This window comes from uncultured Nostoc sp. (assembly GCF_937863485.1).
Taxonomy (GTDB): domain Bacteria; phylum Cyanobacteriota; class Cyanobacteriia; order Cyanobacteriales; family Nostocaceae; genus Nostoc.
Map to the genome: position 1 here is coordinate 26,152 of NZ_CALMFY010000076.1, position 21,447 is coordinate 47,598.

A 21,447-nucleotide genomic window follows, 5' to 3' on the forward strand; every position below is an offset into this window, starting at 1 on the left:
AACTTTAGTAACGAATACTAACACACGGTTATTTAGATAACAGATTTATATTTTGGTAGAGGAAGCCCAATTATGCGACGTTTACTTTCCGCTTTAGCCGTGACTAGCTGTTTAGTGACTGGATTTCCAGCCCTGACTTGGGCGCAAAGTTTACCTGGATTTACGCTCTTTAGCGGCGTCAAAGCCGAAAATCAACTGCCCTTTAGGTTAGATTTTGGTGGACAAGCTAATGGTTGGGATCGATACATATTGAGGATTCCAGCCAAAAGAATGAAATTGGCAGTTGGTCAATTTGCCATTACCTACCCTGATTATTACAAAGGAACTTTTGACCAGAAAGAAATTGAAGTCCGAGTCAAAGGCAAAGCAGTTCCGCTTTCTGAGGTGAAGTGGGACAAAGAAGGTAAGCTGATTAATATTTTTCCCCAAGACCCGGTGCCAGCAGGTAGCGCAGTTGAGGTAGTCTTATCTAACGTGAAAAACCCAGCCTTCGGCGGAGTTTACTATTTTAACTGTCAAGTGCTCTCCCCTGGCGATGTGCCACTACTGCGCTACATGGGAACATGGATTTTAAGCATCAATTAAGCTTGGGAGCGGGGAGTAAGAATTTTAGATTTTAGATTTTGGATTAAAGAATTGAAATTTAATCTAAAAGACCCTCGATAGCGAAGAAGAGAGCGAGTCCAAGAGCGTCTCACTCGCTGTCGTCAATCCAAAATTGAATTGCCTAATCCCCAATTCCCTAATAAAGTGATATAATTAGAGATTGTGAGTTTTTTATAAAAATCACCTAAGAGGAGAACAGTATGAAAAGAACACTGGGCGGTACTAGCCGTAAGAGAAAAAGAACCTCTGGTTTTCGTGCCAGAATGCGGACACCAGATGGCAGAAACGTAATTAGCGCCAGGAGAAGAAAGGGACGTCACCGTCTGAGCGTTTAGGTCATATTCAGCTAAAAAAGCATCTGTGGCTTTGCCCAAAGCAAATCGGCTAAAATCTCGCAAGGATTTTCAGGCAGTTTTCCGGGAAGGAATTCGGCGTCATGGCTCTTATTTAACATTGAGAGCCTTAAAGCCGTTGTGTTTAACAAAACCTTCTTTGGACATTGCCACCCAGACTACACAAGCAACTGACTCAGCACATATTGCCAGCACGCGAATTGGCATTTCCATTAGCACAAAAGTCAGCAAAAGGGCAGTAGTTCGCAACCGAATCAAACGGCAAATTACTACTGCTTTGTACAATTTGCTGCCCAAATTATCACCAGGATGGCGGCTAGTGGTAATTGTCAAACCCACAGCAGCAGAATCTAAGTGCGTAAGCCCACAATTTCTGCAAGAATTAGAGCAGTTGTTGGCACAAGCCGAGGTGTTCGATGGGAATTCGTGAAGATGTTTATTATGAAGGTGGGCCCCATATTGGGGATTTGATTATCAACCTGCTGATTGGGCTAACTGTCGTTGGCATACCATTAACAGTTGGGGCAATTGTCAGGGCATTGTGGCTGCGTTTCCGCATCACCGATCGCCGAATTACCGTGACGGGAGGTTGGCAGGGGCGCGATCGCACTGACATAATTTACTCAGAAATTATCAAAGTCGTCACAATCCCCCGTGGCATTGGCTTATGGGGAGATATGGTGCTAACCCTAAGAAATGGGAGTCGTCTTGAATTGCGTGCAATTCCCAAATTTCGGGAAGTCTATGACTATATCAACGAAAGAATAGCTGCGAAAAATCCCGAATATAGTAGCACTGCCAATAAGTGATGGGATTAGGGGAAGCAGGGGAGACAGTGGGTTGCGCGGGTTCCTTGGGTTGTAGCAACTGCCGGGAAGCAGAAAAAAATGAGAGAGAAGAACCATACACCATGCCCCATGCTCCATGCCCCGTGCCTCATTTAAATGTGCGGCTATCCGTAGTCAAGGATAGTCGCCGATAAATGATCATTTAGATAAATTAGATTTAGTCAGTTTACAGTACCTCAGGTTGAATTCAGAATAATGGATTTTGGTATCGGCTTTCTCTCGAACAACGTGATGCTGCCAATCATAGATTTTTTCTATGGTATTGTGCCTAGCTACGGATTAGCGATCGTTGCTTTGACATTGATAGTCCGCTTCGCGCTCTATCCCCTGAGTGCTGGCTCAATTCGCAACATGCGGAAGATGCGGATTGTACAACCTCTGATGCAGAAGCGGATGGCAGCAATCAAAGAGCGCTATAAGGATGAACCGCAAAAGCAGCAAGAGGAAATGGTCAATGTCCAAAAAGAATTTGGCAACCCCTTGGCAGGCTGTTTTCCATTACTAGTGCAAATGCCGGTCTTATTAGCGCTGTTTGCCACTTTGCGGGGTTCGCCTTTTTCAAGTGCGAACTACAGCGTTAACTTGCAAATATTTCCCGCAGAACAAATCGAACAAATTCAACCACAAGCCTTTGCCACTGCTGCTCAAAATATTTATGTTGCAGATGGGGAACACGTTAAAGTAGCTGCAATCCTTCCCAGTGGTAATAAACTAACGGTGGGAGAACAAACTAAGATCCAATATCAGACTATTCAGGGCAAACCATTTCAGGTACTTTTAGCAGAACACCCAGAAAATAAGCTGATTCCTGATTGGAAAGTCACCAAAGGTGAAGATCGGATAAAAATTGATACCCAGGGCAATGTAGAAGCCTTGCAGCCTGGAGAGGTCACCATTCAAGGAACAATTCCTGGACTAGCAGCAGAAAAAGGCTTTTTATTCATTGATGCTTTAGGCAGGGTTGGTGCAACTGATCCAGATGGCACAATCCACTGGGATATTGTCGGCATGATCGTCTTCTTTGGAATCAGCCTTTATGTTAGCCAAATGCTTTCTGGGCAAAATTCCAGCGGTGGCAATCCGCAGCAGGATACAGTTAACAAAATCACCCCAGTCATCTTTTCTGGGATGTTTTTGTTCTTTCCCCTACCAGCCGGGGTGCTGATGTATATGGTGATTGGTAATATTTTCCAAACTGCACAAACTTATCTTCTTTCCCGCGAACCTCTATCAGAAGAACTGCAAAAAATCGTAGAAACTCAGGAGAAGGAAGCAGCAGTCACCGAACAAAAGGCATTGCCATTTGAACCGAAAAGTTCTAAGAAAAAGGCGACAGGCGGATCATGAGCAACATTCCGATGCAGCGAGGTCAGCAGTGGTTAAAAACCCTGCTGGAACTCACTGGAATACCTGCACAGATTCAGGGTCATTTAGAAACTACCCAATCTCAAGAGGGTGATTCCCCAGAACCAGATAATTACTGGTTGACAATTGATCAAACTAATTTGACGACAGAACAAATCCAGGTATTAATTGGTGCCGATGGTTCTGTACTAGATGCGATTCAGTATCTAGCAAATTCGGTTCTTAACTTAAGCCAACCCCAAGAGGAACAAGCCTCTTACACCATTGAGTTGAATGGCTACCGGGTCAAAAGAGAAGCGGAAATTCGCGCATTAGCAGAAGCAGCAGCCGATGAAGTGCGCTTTTCTGGTAGAGAAGTGGAAATTAAATCCCTTAGTTCTGCTGAAAGGCGTCAAATCCATACCTTCTTGAAGGAATTTGGAGATTTGGAAACCTTCAGTCGCGGTAAAGAGCCGCATCGTCATCTGGTTGTCCGTCCAGCTTCGTTGGAAGAAGTTAGGGGTTAGGAGTTTTGTTCAATTTTGGATTTTAGATTTTAGATTTTTTATTCAATCCAAAATCCAAAATTCAAAATCTAAAATTGGCAGAGTTAAGAGTTAATTGAAAGCTCATAACTATATAATTTCAAAATTTCTCTTGTTCCTAAAAGCTAAAATAAAGATGTAGCATCAGTATAATTGCTGATAATCACCATTAATTTTCGTGAGGATGTCTCACAAATCCTATGGACGCAATTTATATTCCGCAGCTAACTAGAGCATCGGAGCGGACAGAGGAAGTTCAGGTTGAGGAATTTCTGCCTGGTTTGGAAACGTTGACACCAGTTCGTGGTCATGTGCGCGTGCAGCATCATGGCAATTACCTGGAAGTGTCCGGTCAGGCAGAAACAATTATTACTTGTACCTGCAACCGCTGTTTGCAGCAATACAATCGACGTTTAGGGCTTGATACGAAAGAAATCATCTGGTTAGACGAAACCGCAAATCAGCCAAATGACTTGCCCTTAGAGCGGGAAGTGATTATGGAAGATTTGCTGGAAACCCTACCGCCCGATGGTTATTTTTATCCCAACGAATGGCTGTATGAGCAGATGTGCTTGGCAATACCGCAGCGCCAGTTATGCGATCGCAATTGTCCAGGTATTCCTGTAAGTAGTACTGTTGATAGTTCTGATAGTTCTGATAGTTCTGAAACTCCAGTTGATAACCGTTGGGCTTCTCTGGAAGCACTAAAAAAGCAACTTCCAGGGTAGTAATTTGGTAATTCCGTCAAACTTAAGTCTGCGCCTACACGAACTAAGCCTGTCTACACAGGCTTATTGTTTTATATTTTATTAAATACTTATACCAATTCAATTAATGATTGCAACACATCCTTGGGTGAAGACGCGATGAATCGCGTCTCTACAAATGGTCTATTTGTCGCATTCTTTTTTTAAATTGGTATTATATAGCAATCCTATTTGATTTGTGAGAATTGCAACCCGCAGATCCCCGACTTCGTAAAAGTTGTCAGGGATCTTGTTTCTGCGCGTTTGATTCAAGATTGCTATAGCAATACCGTTCAGTTAAGCCCAAAATCCTTGGTAGAGACGCGAAATTTCGCGTCTCTACAAGTCAAAAATAAGTACTAAAAATCCTTAACTGAACCGTATTGATTGCTATAGTACGAGCCAATAGTAATTAAATAGTTTTTAGATTGTTAAAAGGATGCTGACTGAGTTCTGTTGTAGGGAAAGTTTTTCTTAGGGTACATTTTGGTTGGGTTACGACTCATACGCTTATTCTTTCTGTTAACCTGCTATTCAAACTACGATTCTTGATTTCCGGTAATTTGCTGAGGACGGCGTTTTTAGGCAGAGGTTAGGTTGAGTCAGAGCAATAGTTGGTATCGAAATATAACTGAGCGCTTATTGATTGGAGTTTTGGGTCACACAAATGCTGGTAAGAGCAAGAGTTGGAACACACTGTTTGGAAGGACTGTCAAGACCGGCACACCCCAACGTCAATTGCTGTTGTCTGATACAGAGTGGGTGAATGTCTTCCTTGTTAGTGGGTCGCCTGAAGAGCGGGAAACTTATGTCGGCAAGATTATCAACTCCGAAAGTCCACGTATTGTTCTTTGTTCGATGCAGTACAGAAGCAATGTAACACAAACAATTAACTACTTCGCAGAGCGAGAATATCATTTATTTATTCATTGGCTAAATCCAGGCTTTAGTGATGATGCCAAAAGCGAAGATTATCTCAACCTCATTCCACACTTCCACCAACTCGGTTATATCCTAAAAATTAAGGACGGCAAGGCAAATCCTACATCGCGTGTAAATGAAATCCGAGATTTTATACATGGGTGGGCTGGCGTAAGAGGTTTATTGAACGTACCCTAACCAATTTGCCCACTCTAGACTCAAAAAATTTCCTGAACGCAAAACTAGCGATCGCTCACCTTTAAAAAATATCTCACATAGAGCGATCGCACTGGCAACCGCTATAAACTGGTTAGATGTTAGTTTTTTAGTTGTTAGAGGTGATACAAACCTGAACAATGAGAGAAGAACTAATAACCACAGCTAGATATGAACTTCCGTGACGAGTTTAAACTGCTGCTACGCGCCCGCTACCCCTTGATTTATATTCCCACCTATGAAGAAGAGCGGGTAGAAGCAGCTATCCGGGAAGAAGCAACCAACCAGGGTAATCGCCCACTGTATACTTGGGATTTTGTCGATGGCTACCAGGGAAACCCCAATGATGTCGGATTTGGGCGACGTAACCCCCTGCAAGCTTTGGAATTTATCGAAAAATTACCAGCTTCTGCGCCAGCAGTTTTGATTTTACGAGACTATCATCGCTTTTTAGATGATGTAGCGATCGCCCGCAAACTCCGCAATCTGTCCAGACTCCTGAAGTCGCAACCAAAAAATATTGTCCTACTGTCACCGCGCATCGCCATTCCTGACGATTTAACCGAAGTGCTGACAGTCGTCGAGTTTCCCTTACCTGCCGCTCCAGAAATTAAAACTGAGGTGGAACGCTTACTGCAAAGTACTAGGAACTCCCTTTCTGGCAAAGTTCTAGATGACTTGGTGCGCTCTTGTCAAGGACTTTCGATGGAACGGATTCGCCGGGTTTTGGCAAAAGCGATCGCTACCCACGGAGAATTGCAACCAGAAGACGTGGATCTGGTTTTGGAAGAAAAGCGCCAAACTATCCGCCAAACCCAAATCCTGGACTTCTACCCCGCCACTGAGCAAATTTCTGATATTGGCGGACTGGATAACTTGAAAGACTGGCTGATCCGCCGGGGAGGTTCATTTACTGATCGAGCGCGACAGTACGGATTACCGCACCCCCGTGGTTTAATGTTGGTGGGTATTCAGGGAACTGGTAAATCGTTAACGGCAAAAGCGATCGCTCATCACTGGCATTTACCCTTGCTACGTCTGGATGTGGGAAGGTTATTTGGTGGTTTGGTGGGTGAATCAGAATCTCGGACTCGGCAAATGATCCAAGTAGCTGAAGCTTTAGCTCCCTGTATTTTGTGGATTGATGAAATAGATAAAGCCTTTGCTGGACTTGGTAGCAAAGGTGATGCAGGAACAGCCAGCCGTGTGTTTGGGACTTTTATCACCTGGCTAGCCGAAAAAACCTCACCCGTTTTTGTTGTCGCCACCGCCAACGACATCCAAGCTTTACCGCCGGAAATGCTCCGTAAGGGGCGATTTGATGAAATTTTCTTTGTGGGATTGCCCACCCAAGAAGAGAGAAAAGCAATTTATGATGTTCATTTATCCCGATTGCGCCCCCATAACTTAAAAAGTTATGACATCGACAGGCTAGCATACGAAACGCCCGATTTTTCTGGGGCAGAGATTGAGCAAACTTTAATTGAAGCGATGCATATTGGATTTAGCCAAAATCGCGACTTTGCTACTGACGACATTTTAGAAGCAGCCAGTCAGATCATACCCTTGGCGCGAACTGCCGTAGAGCAAATTCAGCAACTCCAAGAATGGGCTGCTGCTGGGAGAGCGCGTTTAGCATCTAAACACAGTCCTTTGAGCGAACGCCTCCGGCGCACTACGTGAACGCATTCAGCAGTAGCTACAATAATGAGTTAGTCAAAAGATCATAGTCAATAGTTAATGATCAATTATTATGGACTATTGATTCTTGTATGGATAGGTTACATTACTTCTCTACTCATAACCCTTGAAAGCCAGTTTAACGCCACTCCCCTCAATGGAGCAAACCTCCTGCCCACAGAGGTGGCTCCTCAACGGGGGAAATACGCACATGGCTGGCTTCCCTTGAACGCCACTTGACTCTTAATAATCAGGGTTTTAACTATGTTGTCTAGCGTAACAAAATTTCTACTTGGGTTTTTCTTAGCGATCGCTGTGCTAGTAGGTGGCGGTGTTGCAATTGCATTATATTTCGTGAATCGCACCGGCATACCCCCTGCCAAACCCGTTTTTTCTAATGATAGCCCCTCGGTAAAAGCCCAAGCTCCAAAAGCAACTGAGCCTGGAGGAGGAAAACCCAGCCTTAAACCTGGAAATCAGGCTCAATCGTCTCCAACCTCAACCTCCACTTCCACAGAATCACCAAAAGCTACCCCATCACCAAAACCATTGCCATCGGGAGCTTACCGAGGGCGTGTTAGTTGGGCTGAAGGCTTGAGTTTGCGATCGCAACCAAATCAAGAAGCTGAAAAGATTGGTGGGGTTGGTTTTAATCAAAAAATTATTGTTTTGTCAGAAAGCGAGGATAAATCCTGGCAAAAAATCCGTTTGGAAGGTAGCGAACAAGAAGGTTGGGTAAAAGCAGGTAATACTGAAAAAGTTGATCAACAATAGCTCAAAAAATCAGAGCAAATAGAATAATCACAACATTTATAACAAACAGGAAAACAAGACTAAAAATGAGATGTGTTTACTCAATAGCTTCATCTGGAACTAATTGAGATTGCTTTCCTAGAAAACAGGAAGTATGTATTAATGTATCAATTGGAAGCTCAATTTGAAAAGTAGTCCCTTGCCCCTTGGCAGAAATACAGTTGAGCCTACCACCATGTGTTTGAACGACAATCTGATAGCTAATTGATAATCCTAATCCAGTTCCTTGTCCAACTGGTTTAGTTGTGAAAAAGGGATCGTAGATTTTATTTTGTACGTCTTCACTAATGCCAGAACCATTGTCGAAAATTTGAATGTTGACCCAACCGACTTGATTAATGGTTGTTCTAATCCGAATTAAAGGTGTAAAACTGGACTTTGATTTTAAGCTACTCAGCTTTTCTTCTAACACATCAAGAGCATTTGCAATGATGTTGAAAAATACTTGGTTTAACTGTCCGGGATAGCAATTTATAAAGGGTAAATTACCATATTCTTTAATTACAATAATTTCTGGGCGATTGTTCGGCGCATAACTAATACGGTTCTGAAGAATGAGCAGTGTCGAATTAAGCCCTTCGTGGATGTCCACAGCTTTCAATTGTGCCTCGTCTAGACGAGAGAAGTTACGCAGGGATTCCACAATATGCTTAATACGTTCTGCTCCGGCTTGCATTGAGTTGAGTAGTTTAGGTAAATCTTCTAGCAAGAATAGTAAATCAATAGACTCTAATTTCGCTTGAACCGCAAGCTCTGGTTGCGGATAATGTTGCTGATAAGTGTTGATTAATTCTAAGAGTTGCCGCAGATAAATTCCCGTATGAAAAAGGTTTCCATAAATGAAGTTAGCAGGATTGTTAATCTCATGAGCAACTCCCGCTACTATTTGTCCCAAAGACGACATTTTTTCTGCTTGAAGAAATTGTAATTGAGCTTTCTGAAGTGCCAACATAGCTATCTCTAATTCTTCAGACCGAGACTCAGCTAAAGCAGCTAGCGCTTCTTGGTTTTGTAAGGCTTGTTTGAGACGTTCTTCGTTTTCTTTAAGATCAGCTGTTTTGACTAGTTGAACACTCAATTGTTCGTTGAAAAAAGATGTGATCAGCGTCCATCCTAGAAGGAGTAATGTGAATAAGCCAATAATCGCAGCCATCCAATAGGTTGCAGCGCTATCAACTGCTGAAAAATCGACCAATTCCACGACTGAAAAATGGGTAGCCATCATCCCTGTGTAGTGCATTGAGGGAATGGCAGCACCCATAATAATTGCACTGCCAATCCTTAAAAAGTTTCCTGTTACTGTACTATTAGCTCTGAGGTTAAACCCCAGCCAGAGAGCAACCAGTGAGATGAGAATGGCGATCGCAATCGAGAGTGCAACCACACTCAAGTCATAGGACATTTTGGCTGGTAAACGAATCGCAGCCATACCGATGTAGTGCATTGCACTAATCCCTGTGCCCATCAGGATGCTACCACTCAACAACCGCAAAATACCAAATTCTGGCTGGCTAACTAAGTACAAGGCTAATCCAGAGGCCAAAATTGCAGGTAGCACCGAAATCAAAACTGTTAACCAGTCATAGTTAATCGGAATCGGCAGACTGAACGCCAGCATAGCAATAAAATGCATTGCCCAAATGCCGATTCCCATAGCGATCGCTCCCCCTAGCAGCCACCGCCACCTTTGCTGCGATTTAGCGTCTGTGATTCTTATAGCTAGATCAAGTGTGGTGTAAGCCGTAAGTATGGCAATGGCAACGGAGAATAAAGTTAAACGAATATCGTAGATACCGTGGAGCATTAGGTTGAATATTATCCGCGATTCAATGGAAGACTAGACCTACTATTTGTCTGCGTTCCTCATGCCCAAAACCCAAATGGGTATAGCAAAAATTTTGTCAGGCAAATAGAAAACAAGCCTCTAAAGCTTTACGTTGCTTATTATTCCCCCTATAGAAACTTGTGTATCAGATCAGCGTGGGGAATTCTTTGTAAAGAATCATACTAAAAAAAATATAATACAGATAAAGTAGTATAATCCTCTGTAGCCATAACTTGAAAAAAGCAAGTGAAAACAGGGGTAGATAGCTATTTAACCAAGCTTGCCTCAGTCTATGAGGCATCCGAAAGCATCAAGGTTGTTCCTACCGTAGCGAATTTTAAATTTTTGAATTGGAAAAATTTATCTAGCGGTGCGGTGATCCGTGTTTTGTCTGTAGCACTGATTATGGGGCTTCCAAGTATAGCTGGGCAAGCTTTAGCACTTCAGAAAATAGGAAGTAATCGGCCTGAAGTTACCAATAGCCAGAGGTGTTTAAAAAAGTTAGGCTACTTTAACGGCCCGGTGACAGGTAAGTTTGCTGCCTTGACTCAGAATGCTGTGATCAAATTCCAGCGAGCCTATAGAATACCTGCTGATGGGGTTGTGGGTACTAATACTCAACAAGCCTTGCAACGAGCATGTCAGAGTAAAACTTCTAGTAGGAATACCAGTGGCACATTGCGCTCGCCAAGTGGTCAATATCCTGTTCTCTCTCAAGGCAAAACTGGGGCAGCCGTGACAAGGTTGCAACAGCGTCTACGACGGTTAGGCTATTTGAATGCTAATCCCAATGGGAATTTTGGCCCAATGACCAGAGATGCTGTAATTAGATTCCAGCGAAATTATCGCATAGCTGCTAACGGGATTGTAAATCGACAAACTTGGAACACACTACTGGGTTACTCTCCGACTCCAGCCAGATCAAGTCTCTCTACTCAACAAGTGAGAGAATTACAAGTGCGTTTGCGGCAGCTAGGTTATTTTAAGACTAATCCCACTGGGAATATTGGCCCAATTACTAGAAAAGCTGTCATTCAATACCAGCGAAATTATCGCCTACCTGTTAATGGCATTGCCAATGCCCAAGTCTTGGAGTCAGTGCGTAGAACCTCCACAGGTGGATATACTACTCAACAACCAGGCAGAAATTATCTGACTGTGGGCGATCAAGGAGAGAATGTCAGATTAGTTCAAGAGCGTTTGTTGCAGCTGGGTTTGTCTAATACCAATCCTGATGGCTTTTTCAACAATTACACCAGAGAATCTGTGATTGCATTCCAGCAATCTTCTCGACTTAATTCTACTGGAAATGTAGATTGGCAAACTTGGCAAGCATTAGGGTTGAATAACTCAACTGTGGGCAATTCTGCTGAGAGTAATGGTTATATATTAGCTGAGACTAATGGCTATGTATTACCTCCTACCAATGACTATCTAGTACCTCAGACTAATGGCTATGCATTACCTCCTACTAATGACTATGCTGTACCTGGGACTAATGGCAACACATTAGTTGCTAGTAATCCTTACAGAGTAATAATACCAATTTCTAGTAATGATACTCTGAGTAAAGTGCAACAATATATACCCGATGCTAGGACGGAGAAATCCCATCTAGGGGATTATGTGAATGCTGGGGCATTTAGCGATCGCGCCCAAGCAGAAACGCTATCAAAAAAGCTCCGCTCCTATGGTCTGGATGCACGGGTAAAATACAATTAAATTGACAAACTCAACTGTGAACCTTCCTGAGTTTTATTAACTTCAATCCTAGCTTGGAAAGCTTCTTTGAGGTGGGGCATATGGGTAACAGTGAGGATACAGGCAAAATCAGAGGCGATCGCATTAATCGCTGCAATCAAGCGATCGCATCCTTCAGCATCCTGTGTACCAAAACCTTCATCCACAATCAACAATTGCAACGCCGCCCCCGCCCGTTGCGCTAATAATTTTGCCAAAGCTAAACGGATGGCAAAGTTAATTCTAAAGGCTTCTCCACCAGAGTAAGTTTCATAAGCTCGCGTTCCTCTAGAATCGGCGATTAAAATATCTAAGGTGTCTATCAGCTTGGCATTTTTCTTTGTTGATTTAGCACTGCGCCCAGCTTTTTGAGTAATAAATTGTACATGAAACTGATTACCACTCAGCCGCGAAAGTAGTTGATTTGTTTCGGCTTCTAGTTGCGGTAACACATTCTCAATCATCAGTGTTTGGATGCCATTTTTACCAAAAGCTTGCGCTAATTCCTGATAAACACGATATTCTTGCTTGCAAGATTGTAGTTGCTGCTGCTGTTGTTCATACTGAATTTGCAGTGTTTCCAGTTGATGCGCCAGCTGTTCTAAACGCCCCAACTTGGCTATTTGCTCATCGAGTTGCCGTCTGCGTATTGCTAGCTGCTGCTCTAGAGCTGGAATTTGGGCGGATGGGTTAGCTGTTGCTTGTAGTTGCTGGATAATGCTTTCGATTTGTCCGCCGAGTTTTTGCCGCTCCGTTACTCTGGCGCTTCTGGATTCCTCTAACTCTTGCAATCTCGTCTGGAGTTGGGGATACTGCTGCTGGGCTGATAGCAGTTGTTGATAGCACAAATGCCAAGGTTGAGCTTGGCGGACAGCCGTACGCAGATTATTGTGCTGATCAGAACTGTAGCCAATTTCGGCAATGTGACGCTCAAGAGCCGCGATTTGTTTAGCACACTCAGAATCAGTCTGATCCTGCTGGATTTTGGCTTGTAATTGAGCAATTTGGGACTGAAGTTCTGGTTTTCGGGCTAATAGTTGCGCTTGTCGCTTAGTAGCATCTTTAATCTGCTGGAGTTTAATTTCTGCCCATCGCCACCGCTCAACTTCGCTCCGCGCGAGGGCGTGGTCTTGTTCATTATAATTAACTTGTTGCAGATATTGGTCTAACTGCCGGAGTTCGGCTTGTTTATCGGGAGCGTAATCACCAGCTTGGAGCGATCGCTCTAAATGCTGTTTTTCGGCAGCAATTTGTTGTAACTGTTGTTGGACATCAGTTGTAGCTTCTAACTGTGCTGCTAACTGTCCCCGTTGTTCGCGTAAACCATCGTAACTAGCCAATTGTTGGGAAATTTCGCGATATTCTTGCCTCAATACCTGAATTTCTCTGTCAGATACAGCCATTTGTTCCCGGACTACCCAAAACTGCCCTTGAGTATCCTCTATCTCAGTCTGGGTTTTTTCCACCACCCGACTCCAGTGATGTTCGTCTAAAGGACGCTCACATAATGGACAAAGTGCTTCAGGATTTTGGAGCATTTGCAATTTTTGCTCTAATTCTCCCAGCAGTTTTTCATAGTCGCGTTGGTGAGCTTGCAGACGTTCGATAAAATGACGCCTTTCTTGCCCTTTTTCTTGGACTCGTTGCAGATAAACCCGCTTTTTCTCCAATTCCTCAATCTGGATTGCCACATCCATCACCGCTTGTTGCAGTTGCGGTTGGCGGCGGTGCTGGCGTTGCAATTGGTTCTCAGTACTTTGGAGTTGTTCGAGTCGCGCTACTAAACCAGCATGAGTGCGGTCGAGTTGGCTTTGTAAAGTTGCTCGTTGTTGTAACAGAGGAGTAACTTGCATTTGCAATTGATCTAGACGAGCAACATGGTGACGAGCTGCGGCTAGTTGTGACAAAGCAGCTTCTACTTCACCTGATTTAGTCAGAGTTTGCTGAATTTCTCGCTCTTGTTGCTGCAAAGCTTCGATTTGGGCTTGGGCTTGTTGCAGTTGCCGTTCGATTTCGTGAATTTGTTTGGTAAGCTGTTGTTGCTTTTGTTGGCGAGTCTGCCCAGCGCGGGTGTATTCTTCAAATTTGGTAGCAAAGGCTTCTTCTTGAGATTGTAGACTTTGATATTGGGCGTATCCAGCTTTAATTTCAGCTTCTTGGTGTGATATTTTTTCTAAATCTGATAGCTGAGAACCAATAGCTGATTGTTCTTGTTGGAGGCGATCGCAGTCTTGGGTAAGATTTTGGTATTGCTGCTTCACAAAGCTGAGTTGTTGTTCCCAATTTTGGCGCTGGTGCTGGACAACTTGCAAACTTTGTAATTGAATATTATCAAAAGCTTGCACCTGTTGCAATTGGTTGAGTTCGGCTTCTAACTCGACTCTTTGGGCTTCGGTTGTCTCGCGTTGTTGCAGCTGAATTTTTATCGACTCCAAAGAACGCTCTAACTCTACTGCCTGTGCTTTGAACTGACGAGAAGATTCTTTTGCCCGTTCTTCCAAATCATCGTACTGATTGAGTTTCAACAACTCCGCTAAAATTTCTTTCCGTTCCGTCGGGCGCTTGAGCATGAATTCATCTGCACGACCTTGACGTAAGTAGGCAGAATTAATAAATGTATCATAATCAAGCTTGATGTGTTCTAAAATCAAATCTTGGGTTGCTCTTACCCCTTTGCCGGTGAGTGAGCGAAACCCAGATGGTATTTCTATTTGAAATTCAAGAACGCTAGTACCTCCCCGAATTCGGGTACGAATCACCCGATATTTTTGCTGGTTACTTTGGAAAGTAAAATCAACCCGAACTTCTTTCGCGCCAGAATAGATGACATCATCTTCAACAGTGGCACGGCTTTCACCCCAAATTGCCCAAGTGATTGCTTCCAAAAGTGAAGATTTACCCGCACCATTGGAACCCGAAATACAAGCCGTATGCAAACCGCGAAAATCTAAAGTTGCATCACGGTAACTAAGAAAGTTTTTGAGGATAAGTTGTACTGGGATCATTCACGATATAGCGCCACATCTACTTTTAATAAATAACAGTACAGATGCACTGTTTGTTAGTTTAGCTATCTAGATATCAGGTTTCTAGTCTTGAAGACATCAATTTTACAAAAATTAACAATAAAATCAACAAATTTTTCTTGTTGCATGAAAAAGTTTTGCTGTCTTTGGAGAAAAATAAAACTTATGTGGAGGTTTGTTGTTATTTCTGCTTGTTATCTGAGAGAAAAACATTTATAGAAGAGTGGCAATACTGCGTAGGTTTTGCCTAAAGAATCACTCTGGTGTAGGTTGGGGAGCCACTCATGTGGGCGGGTTTCCCGACTTGAGTGAAGTGGCGTTTGAGGAACGAAACCCAACAAACCATACAAAATGTTGGTAACGCATTGCCTCAACCCAACATACAATATCAGGCGATGGCGTAGCCCAGAGCAGGCATTGCACTTTTGATCTCAATGTCTGAGCCGTTTCCCCTTCAAAAGGGGGGACTACAGGGGGGTTAAAACGATCTCAAATTCTCACGAATGATTTAGGACTGCTATATAAGCAACAGATACCTCGAAGTCGTGTTGAAGTACTTGAAAGTCGTGTTGAGGTACTCCAAAGTCATGTTGAGGTACTTCAAAGTCATTTTGAGGTACTTCAAAGTCGTTTTGAGGTACTTCAAAGTCGTTTTGAGGTACTTGAAAGTCGTGTTGAAGTACTTGAAAGTCGTTTTGAGGTACTTGAAAGTCGTGTTGAAGTACTTGAAAGTCGTGTTGAAGTACTTGAAAGTCGTGTTGAGGTACTTGAAAATCGTGTTGAGGTACTTGAAAATCGTGTTGAGGTACTTCAAACTTTGTCGCACTGCGATCAAGTACACAGGTGTGATCGCTAACAACGGGCGATTGAGTTCTTCCAGCAGTCCTTGGAAATCAAAAGGGAGATAGGCGATATTCGAGGGGAATCAGACGCGCTGGGTACTTATCGCAATGCCCGTGAACTTTGTCAGGCGATGGGACTCGATACTGAAGTGCAAGATTGCAACAACGCAATTGAGCGTCTTTCTCAATTAAAAACGCCTGTAGTCTCCCGTCGTGGGTTTTGGGTGTGGTTGCGTCGGTTGTGGCGGTGGGTACGTAGTTGGTTTCGGCAGTAAAATAAGGTGTAGGAATAGTGATGAACATAAATTTAAGACAGAAGAATATTTGACACTATGTTACAAAATACCTATCAACTCCCTTTGACATTTGAGCATGAGCCAGATTTATTCGGCTTTAGCTTATTATTGGGAACATAAAGAAGAAATTGATGCTGATATGCAGCAACGTTTTGAGTATGCGGAAAGATTACGTTTAGAAACAGGAGAATTTTCATTAGCAAAAAGACTTCGTGCAGAAGGATTAATTAAATGAGCGTTGCTCTTTATATTGATGAGAATGTGCATTGAGGAATTACAGATGGATTACGAATTCGGGGTGTAAGCAAAAGCAAAAGCTTTGAATCATGGTAAAAATGAAAGCGTCAGCTATACAAATGAGAATGGAGAAACTATTACTTGGTCTTTGCAGCAAGTAGTAGACGTAAATTCAGTTTTGGATGATGACTTTGATTCATCTGAGGATATTGTTGATTTATATACTCGACATTTTCGCAACTATGAGGCTTACCAATCATTTGAGCCATTATCTTAAGAGCAATTTGAAGAAGAGTTATAAAACCATGCGATCGCTCTTGTCGATTCCCATCACTGACCCAAAAGCGATCGCAATTGACCAATGCGGCGGGAAACTGAAAATACGGTGTCTGATGCTAAAGAAAAAACTTGCTCCAAGCCCATAGGCGCAAACTATATCTGGAAAAATCTGCAAGACCGCTCTTATGGGTTCCTATCAATGATAATTTTAAGCATTGGGAACCCTTAAAAATCAAAGTTTATGAACGCAGCCGATGAGAAAATGATTGTTCGCGACTATTTCAATTCCACAGGGTTTGACCGTTGGAGGCGAATCTACGGCGATGGCGAAGTCAACAAAATCCAACTAGACATCCGCAATGGACATCAGCAAACCGTGGATACAGTTCTCGGCTGGCTGAAGGCTGATAACAATTTACCAGAGTTATCAATTTGCGATGCTGGGTGTGGTGTCGGTAGCCTCAGCATCCCCCTAGCAGTAGATGGTGCGAAAGTCTATGCCACCGATATTTCGGAAAAAATGGTGGAAGAAGGCAAGGATAGAGCCAAGCAAACCTTGTCAAATGCTGAAAATCCCACTTTTGCTGTGCAGGATTTGGAATCGTTGAGTGGTAGTTACCATACTGTTATTTGCTTGGATGTTCTTATCCACTACCCCCAAGAAAAAGCCGATGAGATGATTTCTCACCTCTGTTCTTTAGCACAGTCGCGGATAATTCTCAGTTTTGCGCCAAAGACCTGCGCCCTGAGTATACTCAAGAAAATTGGCAGTTTCTTTCCCGGGCCAAGTAAAGCGACTCGTGCATATTTGCATCGTGAGGCTGATGTGGTAAGAATTTTGGAAAGTAATGGCTTTTGTTTGCAACGAAAGGCGATGACGAAGACTCGCTTCTATTTTTCTCGCCTACTTGAAGCTACACGTAAATGAAGTTAAAATCGCAGCAAGATGAATCCTATACCTTTGCTGCGATTTGACAATCTCAAAGTTTAACATTAGTTAGGTATTGCACTTGACATCCAGTTCTGCTTTTTATCTTGGCGACGCCGAATAGCCCGCCCTTAGACATCGCTCTTATTTATGTAATGGCAGAAAAAGTTATACTATATTTTTGATATTTAATGCTTGCGTAAACCTTCGCTTACTACGACTGTGACAGTTGAAGGTACGGAGTGTAGGATAAAAAGTAGGAGAACCGAACCGTAAGCGCCTGGATGGTATCGAGAAAACGCCGAATAACATAGAAGAAGCGCTTACAAAACTATTGTCAGGAGTAGATTGATATACTAGAACCTTTGCGAAAGTCAGGTTAAAATCGCTAGCAAAGTGTAAATCTGAAGTGGAACTATGAAAACTGCTGAAAAATTGGCTGCTGGCTGGCTATTGACACTCGGATTCATGTTTTTAACGCTATCAGCAACAGCGACATTGGAAAAATTTGCTGCACGTGAGGTGTACATACCAGTGCAAGATGGGGATACTTTTACCGCACCAAATGCTACTTATGAAGATAATAATACTGCTGTAGGTGGTCTAATTTTTGGTGTCCCTAGCTTAACATTGGGGGGATGGTTAGCATTGGGATTGTACCGTCAAAGCCGACAGGATAAAAAAGCGCTTAATCAACAAGTTAGCGATCGCTTGCAATATATTTTTTATGAGATGCTACAAGAAAATCATGGACGCGTAACTGTTTTAGGCTTTGCAATGCAGTCACAACTACCCGCAGCCAACGCCAGACAATATTTAGATGAAAAAGCTAAAGAATTCAATGCAAACTTTAAGGTCAACGAAGAAGGGGCTATATCATATCATTTTGATGTCTAATTGATATCTAATGGTTCGTTAAATTCCACACCAACTTACGGCTAGGTCTAATGACGCAGATTTTTTTGAGCATAGCTGCCATTTTAGGCGGTTTGTCAGTTGCTGCTGGTGCCTTTGCTTCCCATGCTTTACGAGAAAAAATTAGTGAGCGATCGCTAGAAATTTTTGAGACTGCCGCTCGTTACCAAATGTATCATGCTTTAGCACTTTTTCTAGTAGCAATACTAATTAGTCGTACTGAGTCTCCTCAACCCACTCTCATCGCCAGTGGATGGCTGTTTATGATTGGCATTGCTATTTTCTCAGGTAGCTTGTACGCCCTTAGTTTAACCGGTATTAAATCTTTAGGAGCGATCGCACCACTAGGCGGCACAGCCTTTCTTGCTGGTTGGGGTGCTTTAGCTTTTGCTGCGTGGACTTTGAAGTTGTAAAAAAGTTATAAATGGGGAGTTAAAAGTTAAGAGCTTTTAACTCTAACTCCATTTATTGGAGGCTCAATTTCCTCCTTTTTACAATTTTATTTAGTCAGAACTGCATCGCCTGATTCATAATTTAACAACACCATAGATACTTTAATGATTGAGTTTATTCTTTGGACATCTTCATCACTATTATAAATAGGAATAAATGAGATGTAAGCAGTTGGACGGAAGCAAAATGCTTCTTCAGTAATATCTTTTGAACTATCTTGACTTTAATATACGCCCAATTAAGCCAAAATATAAAAATGTTTTTTCATCAAACTTCGGAATATTTAATTTATTACAAATTAAATCCATTATTTGTTTTAGCTCAGAGGAAGCCAAAATTTATAAGTAATAATTAATAGACATAATTAGTAAAGAAAATTTATGCTCCCGTTCTCTATTGTAATGATTTCTGTTAACCCAGATATTGGGTAATCAGCAATTTGCTGCTGTAACATTTCTGTTGTGACTTGAGTACATTTAAATTAACCACAAATCTATTTGCTTGGACACCATCAATCTTTTCTTAAATTGTGTTAGCAATATTACGAACCAGTGATGATGGTGAATAAAAGCGGATAAGGCTGTTGCCCAATAATTGTGCTAATAGAAGGTGGAAAATTCATAATGTGCCGTTTACTTGCTTACCTCGGTTCGCCTATTTCTTTAGATCATCTTCTGTATAAACCAGAACACTCGCTGATAGTCCAGAGTTATCAACCCCGCGAAATGACCTCTGGAATAATAAATGCAGATGGCTTTGGTGTGGGTTGGTATGATAGTCAAAAAGATGCTGACCCTTTTGTTTACAAAAATACCCTACCTATTTGGAATGATATCAACCTACCCAGTCTCAGCCGTTATGTTGAATCAAAGTGTGTACTTGCTTATGTCCGCAGTGCTACATCCGAACAAGCCGTAGATTTTGCTAATTGTCAGCCCTTTAACCATCAACAACAGCTATTTATTCACAATGGACGAATCGAAAATTTTCGGAAAACATTACACAGAAAAATCCGCAGCACTTTAACCCAAGATTTTTACGAAAAGATTAATGGCAGTACTGACTCCGAACACATTTTTGCATTGTTACTTTCACAAAGTCAAATTAACAAACATCGACCTCCAGAATATGCTTTACGTAGTACATTATTAACCCTCTTAGAGATGGCAAAGCGCTATCAAGTAGAAGCCTCTCTCAACGTAATCTTTAGTGACGGACATCGCCTGATAGCTTCTCGTGTTAGTACCACTTCACCGCCTCCATCTCTTTACTGGATACGAGATGATCCGACTTTTCCAAAATCTGTAATTATTGCGTCCGAACCTCTATTTATAGGTAATTGGATTGCTTGCCCAGAAAATAGCATCATTAGTGTGGGAGCAGACTGTGAGATCCAAATTGAGCAAATCTAGTGTGAAAGAGACTATTTATCAAGCCTTCGATGAATGTTGCCCAAAAACTTTTGTAATATTCCAGTGTATTTAGATATTTACCTGATTGACTATTACCCTGTGACTTGTGGACAGTATCGTGCATTCATAGAGCGGGAGGCTACCAAAATTATCGCTGGTGGTCACAGGTGGTAATGGTTACAAACAAAGTCAGTCACACAACCACTTTACTGGTGCAACGATGCCTACGGTAGTCACTGACTTGTACTGAGCATCTCGGCTTCTCTACGTTCGCGCAGCGTGTCGCAGACAGATGCTCTTGCTAGCAAGAGCGTCTACAAGAGTTGTGCGGCAAGCTACGCGGTTGGGATAATCACTTAGGTTTTGCAGTCAATTTTTGTTGCAAAAATCATTATTGACTAGAGAAATTATCCTATGTGCTAGTTACCAGGACAGAATCTCAAAAGCGATCGCCCTCTTCAAGTAAGGTGATCGCTTTTTTCATCTCAGCCATCGCTCAATCCCTACTTGCAAAGGGACAAAGTTGGTATTGGCTGCTTCCCGTTGGCAAGCTCGATTCAACGTTTCAGTCTTTGTTGAGAATTTTCTTCAATCACAAATTAGTTTCTGAGGTAGACGCTGCCTAGATTCTCGGCTAATAAAATATTGATTATTGATATTTATTCTTAATAGTTTACAATAATATCTAACGATTTTTAGGAGTATTTTATGTCACTTGATTTGACACCGACAGATAACCTGCCGGATGAAATCGTCTATGTCCTGCTGAATAAGATTAAACACGATGAAGAAGGACAGCGAGATGTTAGCTTTTTTGCTGAGGACTTCGAGGGTAAACAGGTTAATCGAGAAGAATTGCTCGAGTTACTAAATCGTCTTAAGGAGTCTGGATACTTCATTGGTGAGATTGAAAGCAACAAAGCCAATCCAGAATCAGGCTCATCAACCCTTCTGGCGACCTGTAAGAATGCAGAAATAACGACAGACGGTCGAGCAATGTTAAAAGCCATATATTTCAAGCCGGTGTAGCAGCTAAGGAAAGTTATTTGTTGAGGCGAGATCGGGTATAGGGGAGAGTAAGGGAAGATAAGGGAGCAAAATCCTCCTTATCTTCCCGAAGTTCTGATGTCTGCGGCGGGCTGTGACGCTCGTTCGCGCCAGCCGTAGGCAAGACTCACTTTTTGCGTCGCTATCGGTGTCGCCGGAAGCCAGCGCTCAGACTTCTCTCCTCATCCCCCTTATCTTCACCTTCACTCTTGTTATCCAAACCGTATTGATTCCTCACTTCCAGAATTTGAGAGGCGATCGCTCCTTCACGAAATGCGATCGCCCCACAACGGATATATCTTTCTTGTATTGGCTGCCTAACTATAGGACTGATATTTGATTTTTGAAATATACGTAGGGTGCGTTATGCCAAAG

The 21,447-nt window shown here is 42.5% G+C and carries 23 protein-coding genes and 1 pseudogene; 21 read left to right on the plus strand and 3 right to left on the minus strand.

Features of this window, described 5'->3' with window-relative positions; genetic code table 11:
- Nucleotides 1-72 precede the first annotated feature (72 nt).
- From Q0541_RS10510 to Q0541_RS10555, 10 genes are all read left to right on the plus strand, one after another.
- Nucleotides 73-585, plus strand: coding sequence for a DUF2808 domain-containing protein (locus Q0541_RS10510; protein WP_298909306.1), 513 nt, complete (start codon nucleotides 73-75; stop codon nucleotides 583-585).
- Nucleotides 586-806: 221 nt separating this feature from the next.
- On the plus strand, nucleotides 807-941 hold the full coding sequence (gene rpmH / locus Q0541_RS10515) for a 50S ribosomal protein L34 (RefSeq protein WP_094327629.1): 135 nt from the start codon (nucleotides 807-809) through the stop codon (nucleotides 939-941).
- A 25-nt stretch (nucleotides 942-966) separates the two neighbouring features.
- A complete protein-coding gene (gene rnpA / locus Q0541_RS10520; RefSeq protein ID WP_298909313.1) occupies nucleotides 967-1,389 on the plus strand; it encodes a ribonuclease P protein component in 423 nt (140 codons plus the stop codon).
- A complete protein-coding gene (locus Q0541_RS10525; RefSeq protein ID WP_298909316.1) occupies nucleotides 1,376-1,768 on the plus strand; it encodes a PH domain-containing protein in 393 nt (130 codons plus the stop codon). Before rnpA ends, Q0541_RS10525 begins: the two co-directional genes overlap by 14 nt.
- Nucleotides 1,769-2,002: 234 nt before the next feature.
- A complete protein-coding gene (gene yidC / locus Q0541_RS10530) occupies nucleotides 2,003-3,154 on the plus strand; it encodes a membrane protein insertase YidC (protein WP_298909319.1) in 1,152 nt (383 codons plus the stop codon).
- On the plus strand, nucleotides 3,151-3,678 hold the full coding sequence (locus Q0541_RS10535) for a R3H domain-containing nucleic acid-binding protein (protein ID WP_298909322.1): 528 nt from the start codon (nucleotides 3,151-3,153) through the stop codon (nucleotides 3,676-3,678). The genes yidC and Q0541_RS10535 overlap by 4 nt, the downstream gene beginning before the upstream one ends.
- Before the next feature lie 218 nt (nucleotides 3,679-3,896).
- Nucleotides 3,897-4,424, plus strand: coding sequence for a YceD family protein (locus tag Q0541_RS10540; protein WP_298909325.1), 528 nt, complete (start codon nucleotides 3,897-3,899; stop codon nucleotides 4,422-4,424).
- Nucleotides 4,425-5,039: 615 nt separating this feature from the next.
- Nucleotides 5,040-5,561: a hypothetical protein gene (locus Q0541_RS10545; protein WP_298909328.1), complete on the plus strand. Its 522-nt coding sequence runs from the start codon at nucleotides 5,040-5,042 to the stop codon at nucleotides 5,559-5,561.
- A gap of 189 nt (nucleotides 5,562-5,750) precedes the next feature.
- On the plus strand, nucleotides 5,751-7,262 hold the full coding sequence (locus tag Q0541_RS10550) for an AAA family ATPase (RefSeq protein ID WP_298909330.1): 1,512 nt from the start codon (nucleotides 5,751-5,753) through the stop codon (nucleotides 7,260-7,262).
- Nucleotides 7,263-7,523: 261 nt separating this feature from the next.
- Complete coding sequence (locus Q0541_RS10555; protein ID WP_298909333.1) at nucleotides 7,524-8,033, plus strand: SH3 domain-containing protein; 510 nt, start codon at nucleotides 7,524-7,526, stop codon at nucleotides 8,031-8,033.
- Nucleotides 8,034-8,109: 76 nt separating this feature from the next.
- On the opposite strand, the gene Q0541_RS10560 is transcribed toward Q0541_RS10555, so the two are convergent.
- Nucleotides 8,110-9,876: an MHYT domain-containing protein gene (locus tag Q0541_RS10560; RefSeq protein WP_298909336.1), complete on the minus strand. Its 1,767-nt coding sequence runs from the start codon at nucleotides 9,874-9,876 to the stop codon at nucleotides 8,110-8,112.
- A gap of 267 nt (nucleotides 9,877-10,143) precedes the next feature.
- Here Q0541_RS10560 and Q0541_RS10565 point away from each other — a divergent pair, with 267 nt between their 5' ends.
- Entirely contained in the window at nucleotides 10,144-11,619 is a 1,476-nt protein-coding gene (locus Q0541_RS10565) for a peptidoglycan-binding protein (RefSeq protein WP_298909339.1), read from the plus strand.
- On the opposite strand, the gene Q0541_RS10570 is transcribed toward Q0541_RS10565, so the two are convergent.
- A complete protein-coding gene (locus Q0541_RS10570; protein ID WP_298909342.1) occupies nucleotides 11,616-14,642 on the minus strand; it encodes an SMC family ATPase in 3,027 nt (1,008 codons plus the stop codon). The two genes, Q0541_RS10565 and Q0541_RS10570, sit on opposite strands and share 4 nt — an antisense overlap.
- A 907-nt stretch (nucleotides 14,643-15,549) precedes the next feature.
- Between Q0541_RS10570 and Q0541_RS10575 the strand changes: the two genes are divergently transcribed.
- The 3 genes and pseudogenes from Q0541_RS10575 to Q0541_RS10585 all read left to right on the plus strand — a co-directional run.
- The gene (locus Q0541_RS10575) at nucleotides 15,550-15,780 is read left to right on the plus strand and encodes a hypothetical protein (RefSeq protein WP_298909346.1); all 231 of its coding nucleotides are present in this window, start codon (nucleotides 15,550-15,552) and stop codon (nucleotides 15,778-15,780) included.
- Between the two features lie 97 nt (nucleotides 15,781-15,877).
- Entirely contained in the window at nucleotides 15,878-16,036 is a 159-nt protein-coding gene (locus tag Q0541_RS10580) for a hypothetical protein (protein ID WP_298909359.1), read from the plus strand.
- Nucleotides 16,037-16,117: 81 nt separating this feature from the next.
- A pseudogene (locus Q0541_RS10585) lies at nucleotides 16,118-16,315 on the plus strand (DUF4288 domain-containing protein); the annotation flags it as partial.
- 18 nt (nucleotides 16,316-16,333) lie between these two features.
- On the opposite strand, the gene Q0541_RS10590 reads toward Q0541_RS10585, so the two are convergent.
- Nucleotides 16,334-16,492: a hypothetical protein gene (locus Q0541_RS10590; protein WP_298909362.1), complete on the minus strand. Its 159-nt coding sequence runs from the start codon at nucleotides 16,490-16,492 to the stop codon at nucleotides 16,334-16,336.
- A gap of 66 nt (nucleotides 16,493-16,558) precedes the next feature.
- Between Q0541_RS10590 and bchM the strand changes: the two genes are divergently transcribed.
- The 7 genes from bchM (at nucleotide 16,559) to Q0541_RS10625 (ending at nucleotide 21,412) form a co-directional block, all read left to right on the plus strand.
- Nucleotides 16,559-17,245: a magnesium protoporphyrin IX methyltransferase gene (bchM, locus tag Q0541_RS10595; protein ID WP_298909365.1), complete on the plus strand. Its 687-nt coding sequence runs from the start codon at nucleotides 16,559-16,561 to the stop codon at nucleotides 17,243-17,245.
- Between the two features lie 417 nt (nucleotides 17,246-17,662).
- The gene (locus Q0541_RS10600) at nucleotides 17,663-18,142 is read left to right on the plus strand and encodes a hypothetical protein (protein WP_298909368.1); all 480 of its coding nucleotides are present in this window, start codon (nucleotides 17,663-17,665) and stop codon (nucleotides 18,140-18,142) included.
- A gap of 50 nt (nucleotides 18,143-18,192) precedes the next feature.
- Entirely contained in the window at nucleotides 18,193-18,573 is a 381-nt protein-coding gene (locus Q0541_RS10605; protein WP_298909370.1) for a DUF423 domain-containing protein, read from the plus strand.
- 663 nt (nucleotides 18,574-19,236) lie between these two features.
- Entirely contained in the window at nucleotides 19,237-20,025 is a 789-nt protein-coding gene (gene egtC / locus Q0541_RS10610) for an ergothioneine biosynthesis protein EgtC (protein ID WP_298909373.1), read from the plus strand.
- Nucleotides 20,026-20,441: 416 nt separating this feature from the next.
- Nucleotides 20,442-20,651, plus strand: a complete 210-nt coding sequence (locus Q0541_RS10615) for a hypothetical protein (RefSeq protein WP_298909375.1) — start codon at nucleotides 20,442-20,444, stop codon at nucleotides 20,649-20,651.
- Between the two features lie 82 nt (nucleotides 20,652-20,733).
- Nucleotides 20,734-21,054 carry a hypothetical protein gene (locus tag Q0541_RS10620; RefSeq protein ID WP_298909380.1) on the plus strand — a complete coding sequence of 107 codons (321 nt, stop codon included), beginning with the start codon at nucleotides 20,734-20,736 and terminating at the stop codon, nucleotides 21,052-21,054.
- A gap of 112 nt (nucleotides 21,055-21,166) precedes the next feature.
- Entirely contained in the window at nucleotides 21,167-21,412 is a 246-nt protein-coding gene (locus Q0541_RS10625) for a hypothetical protein (protein ID WP_298909383.1), read from the plus strand.
- Nucleotides 21,413-21,447 lie beyond the last annotated feature (35 nt).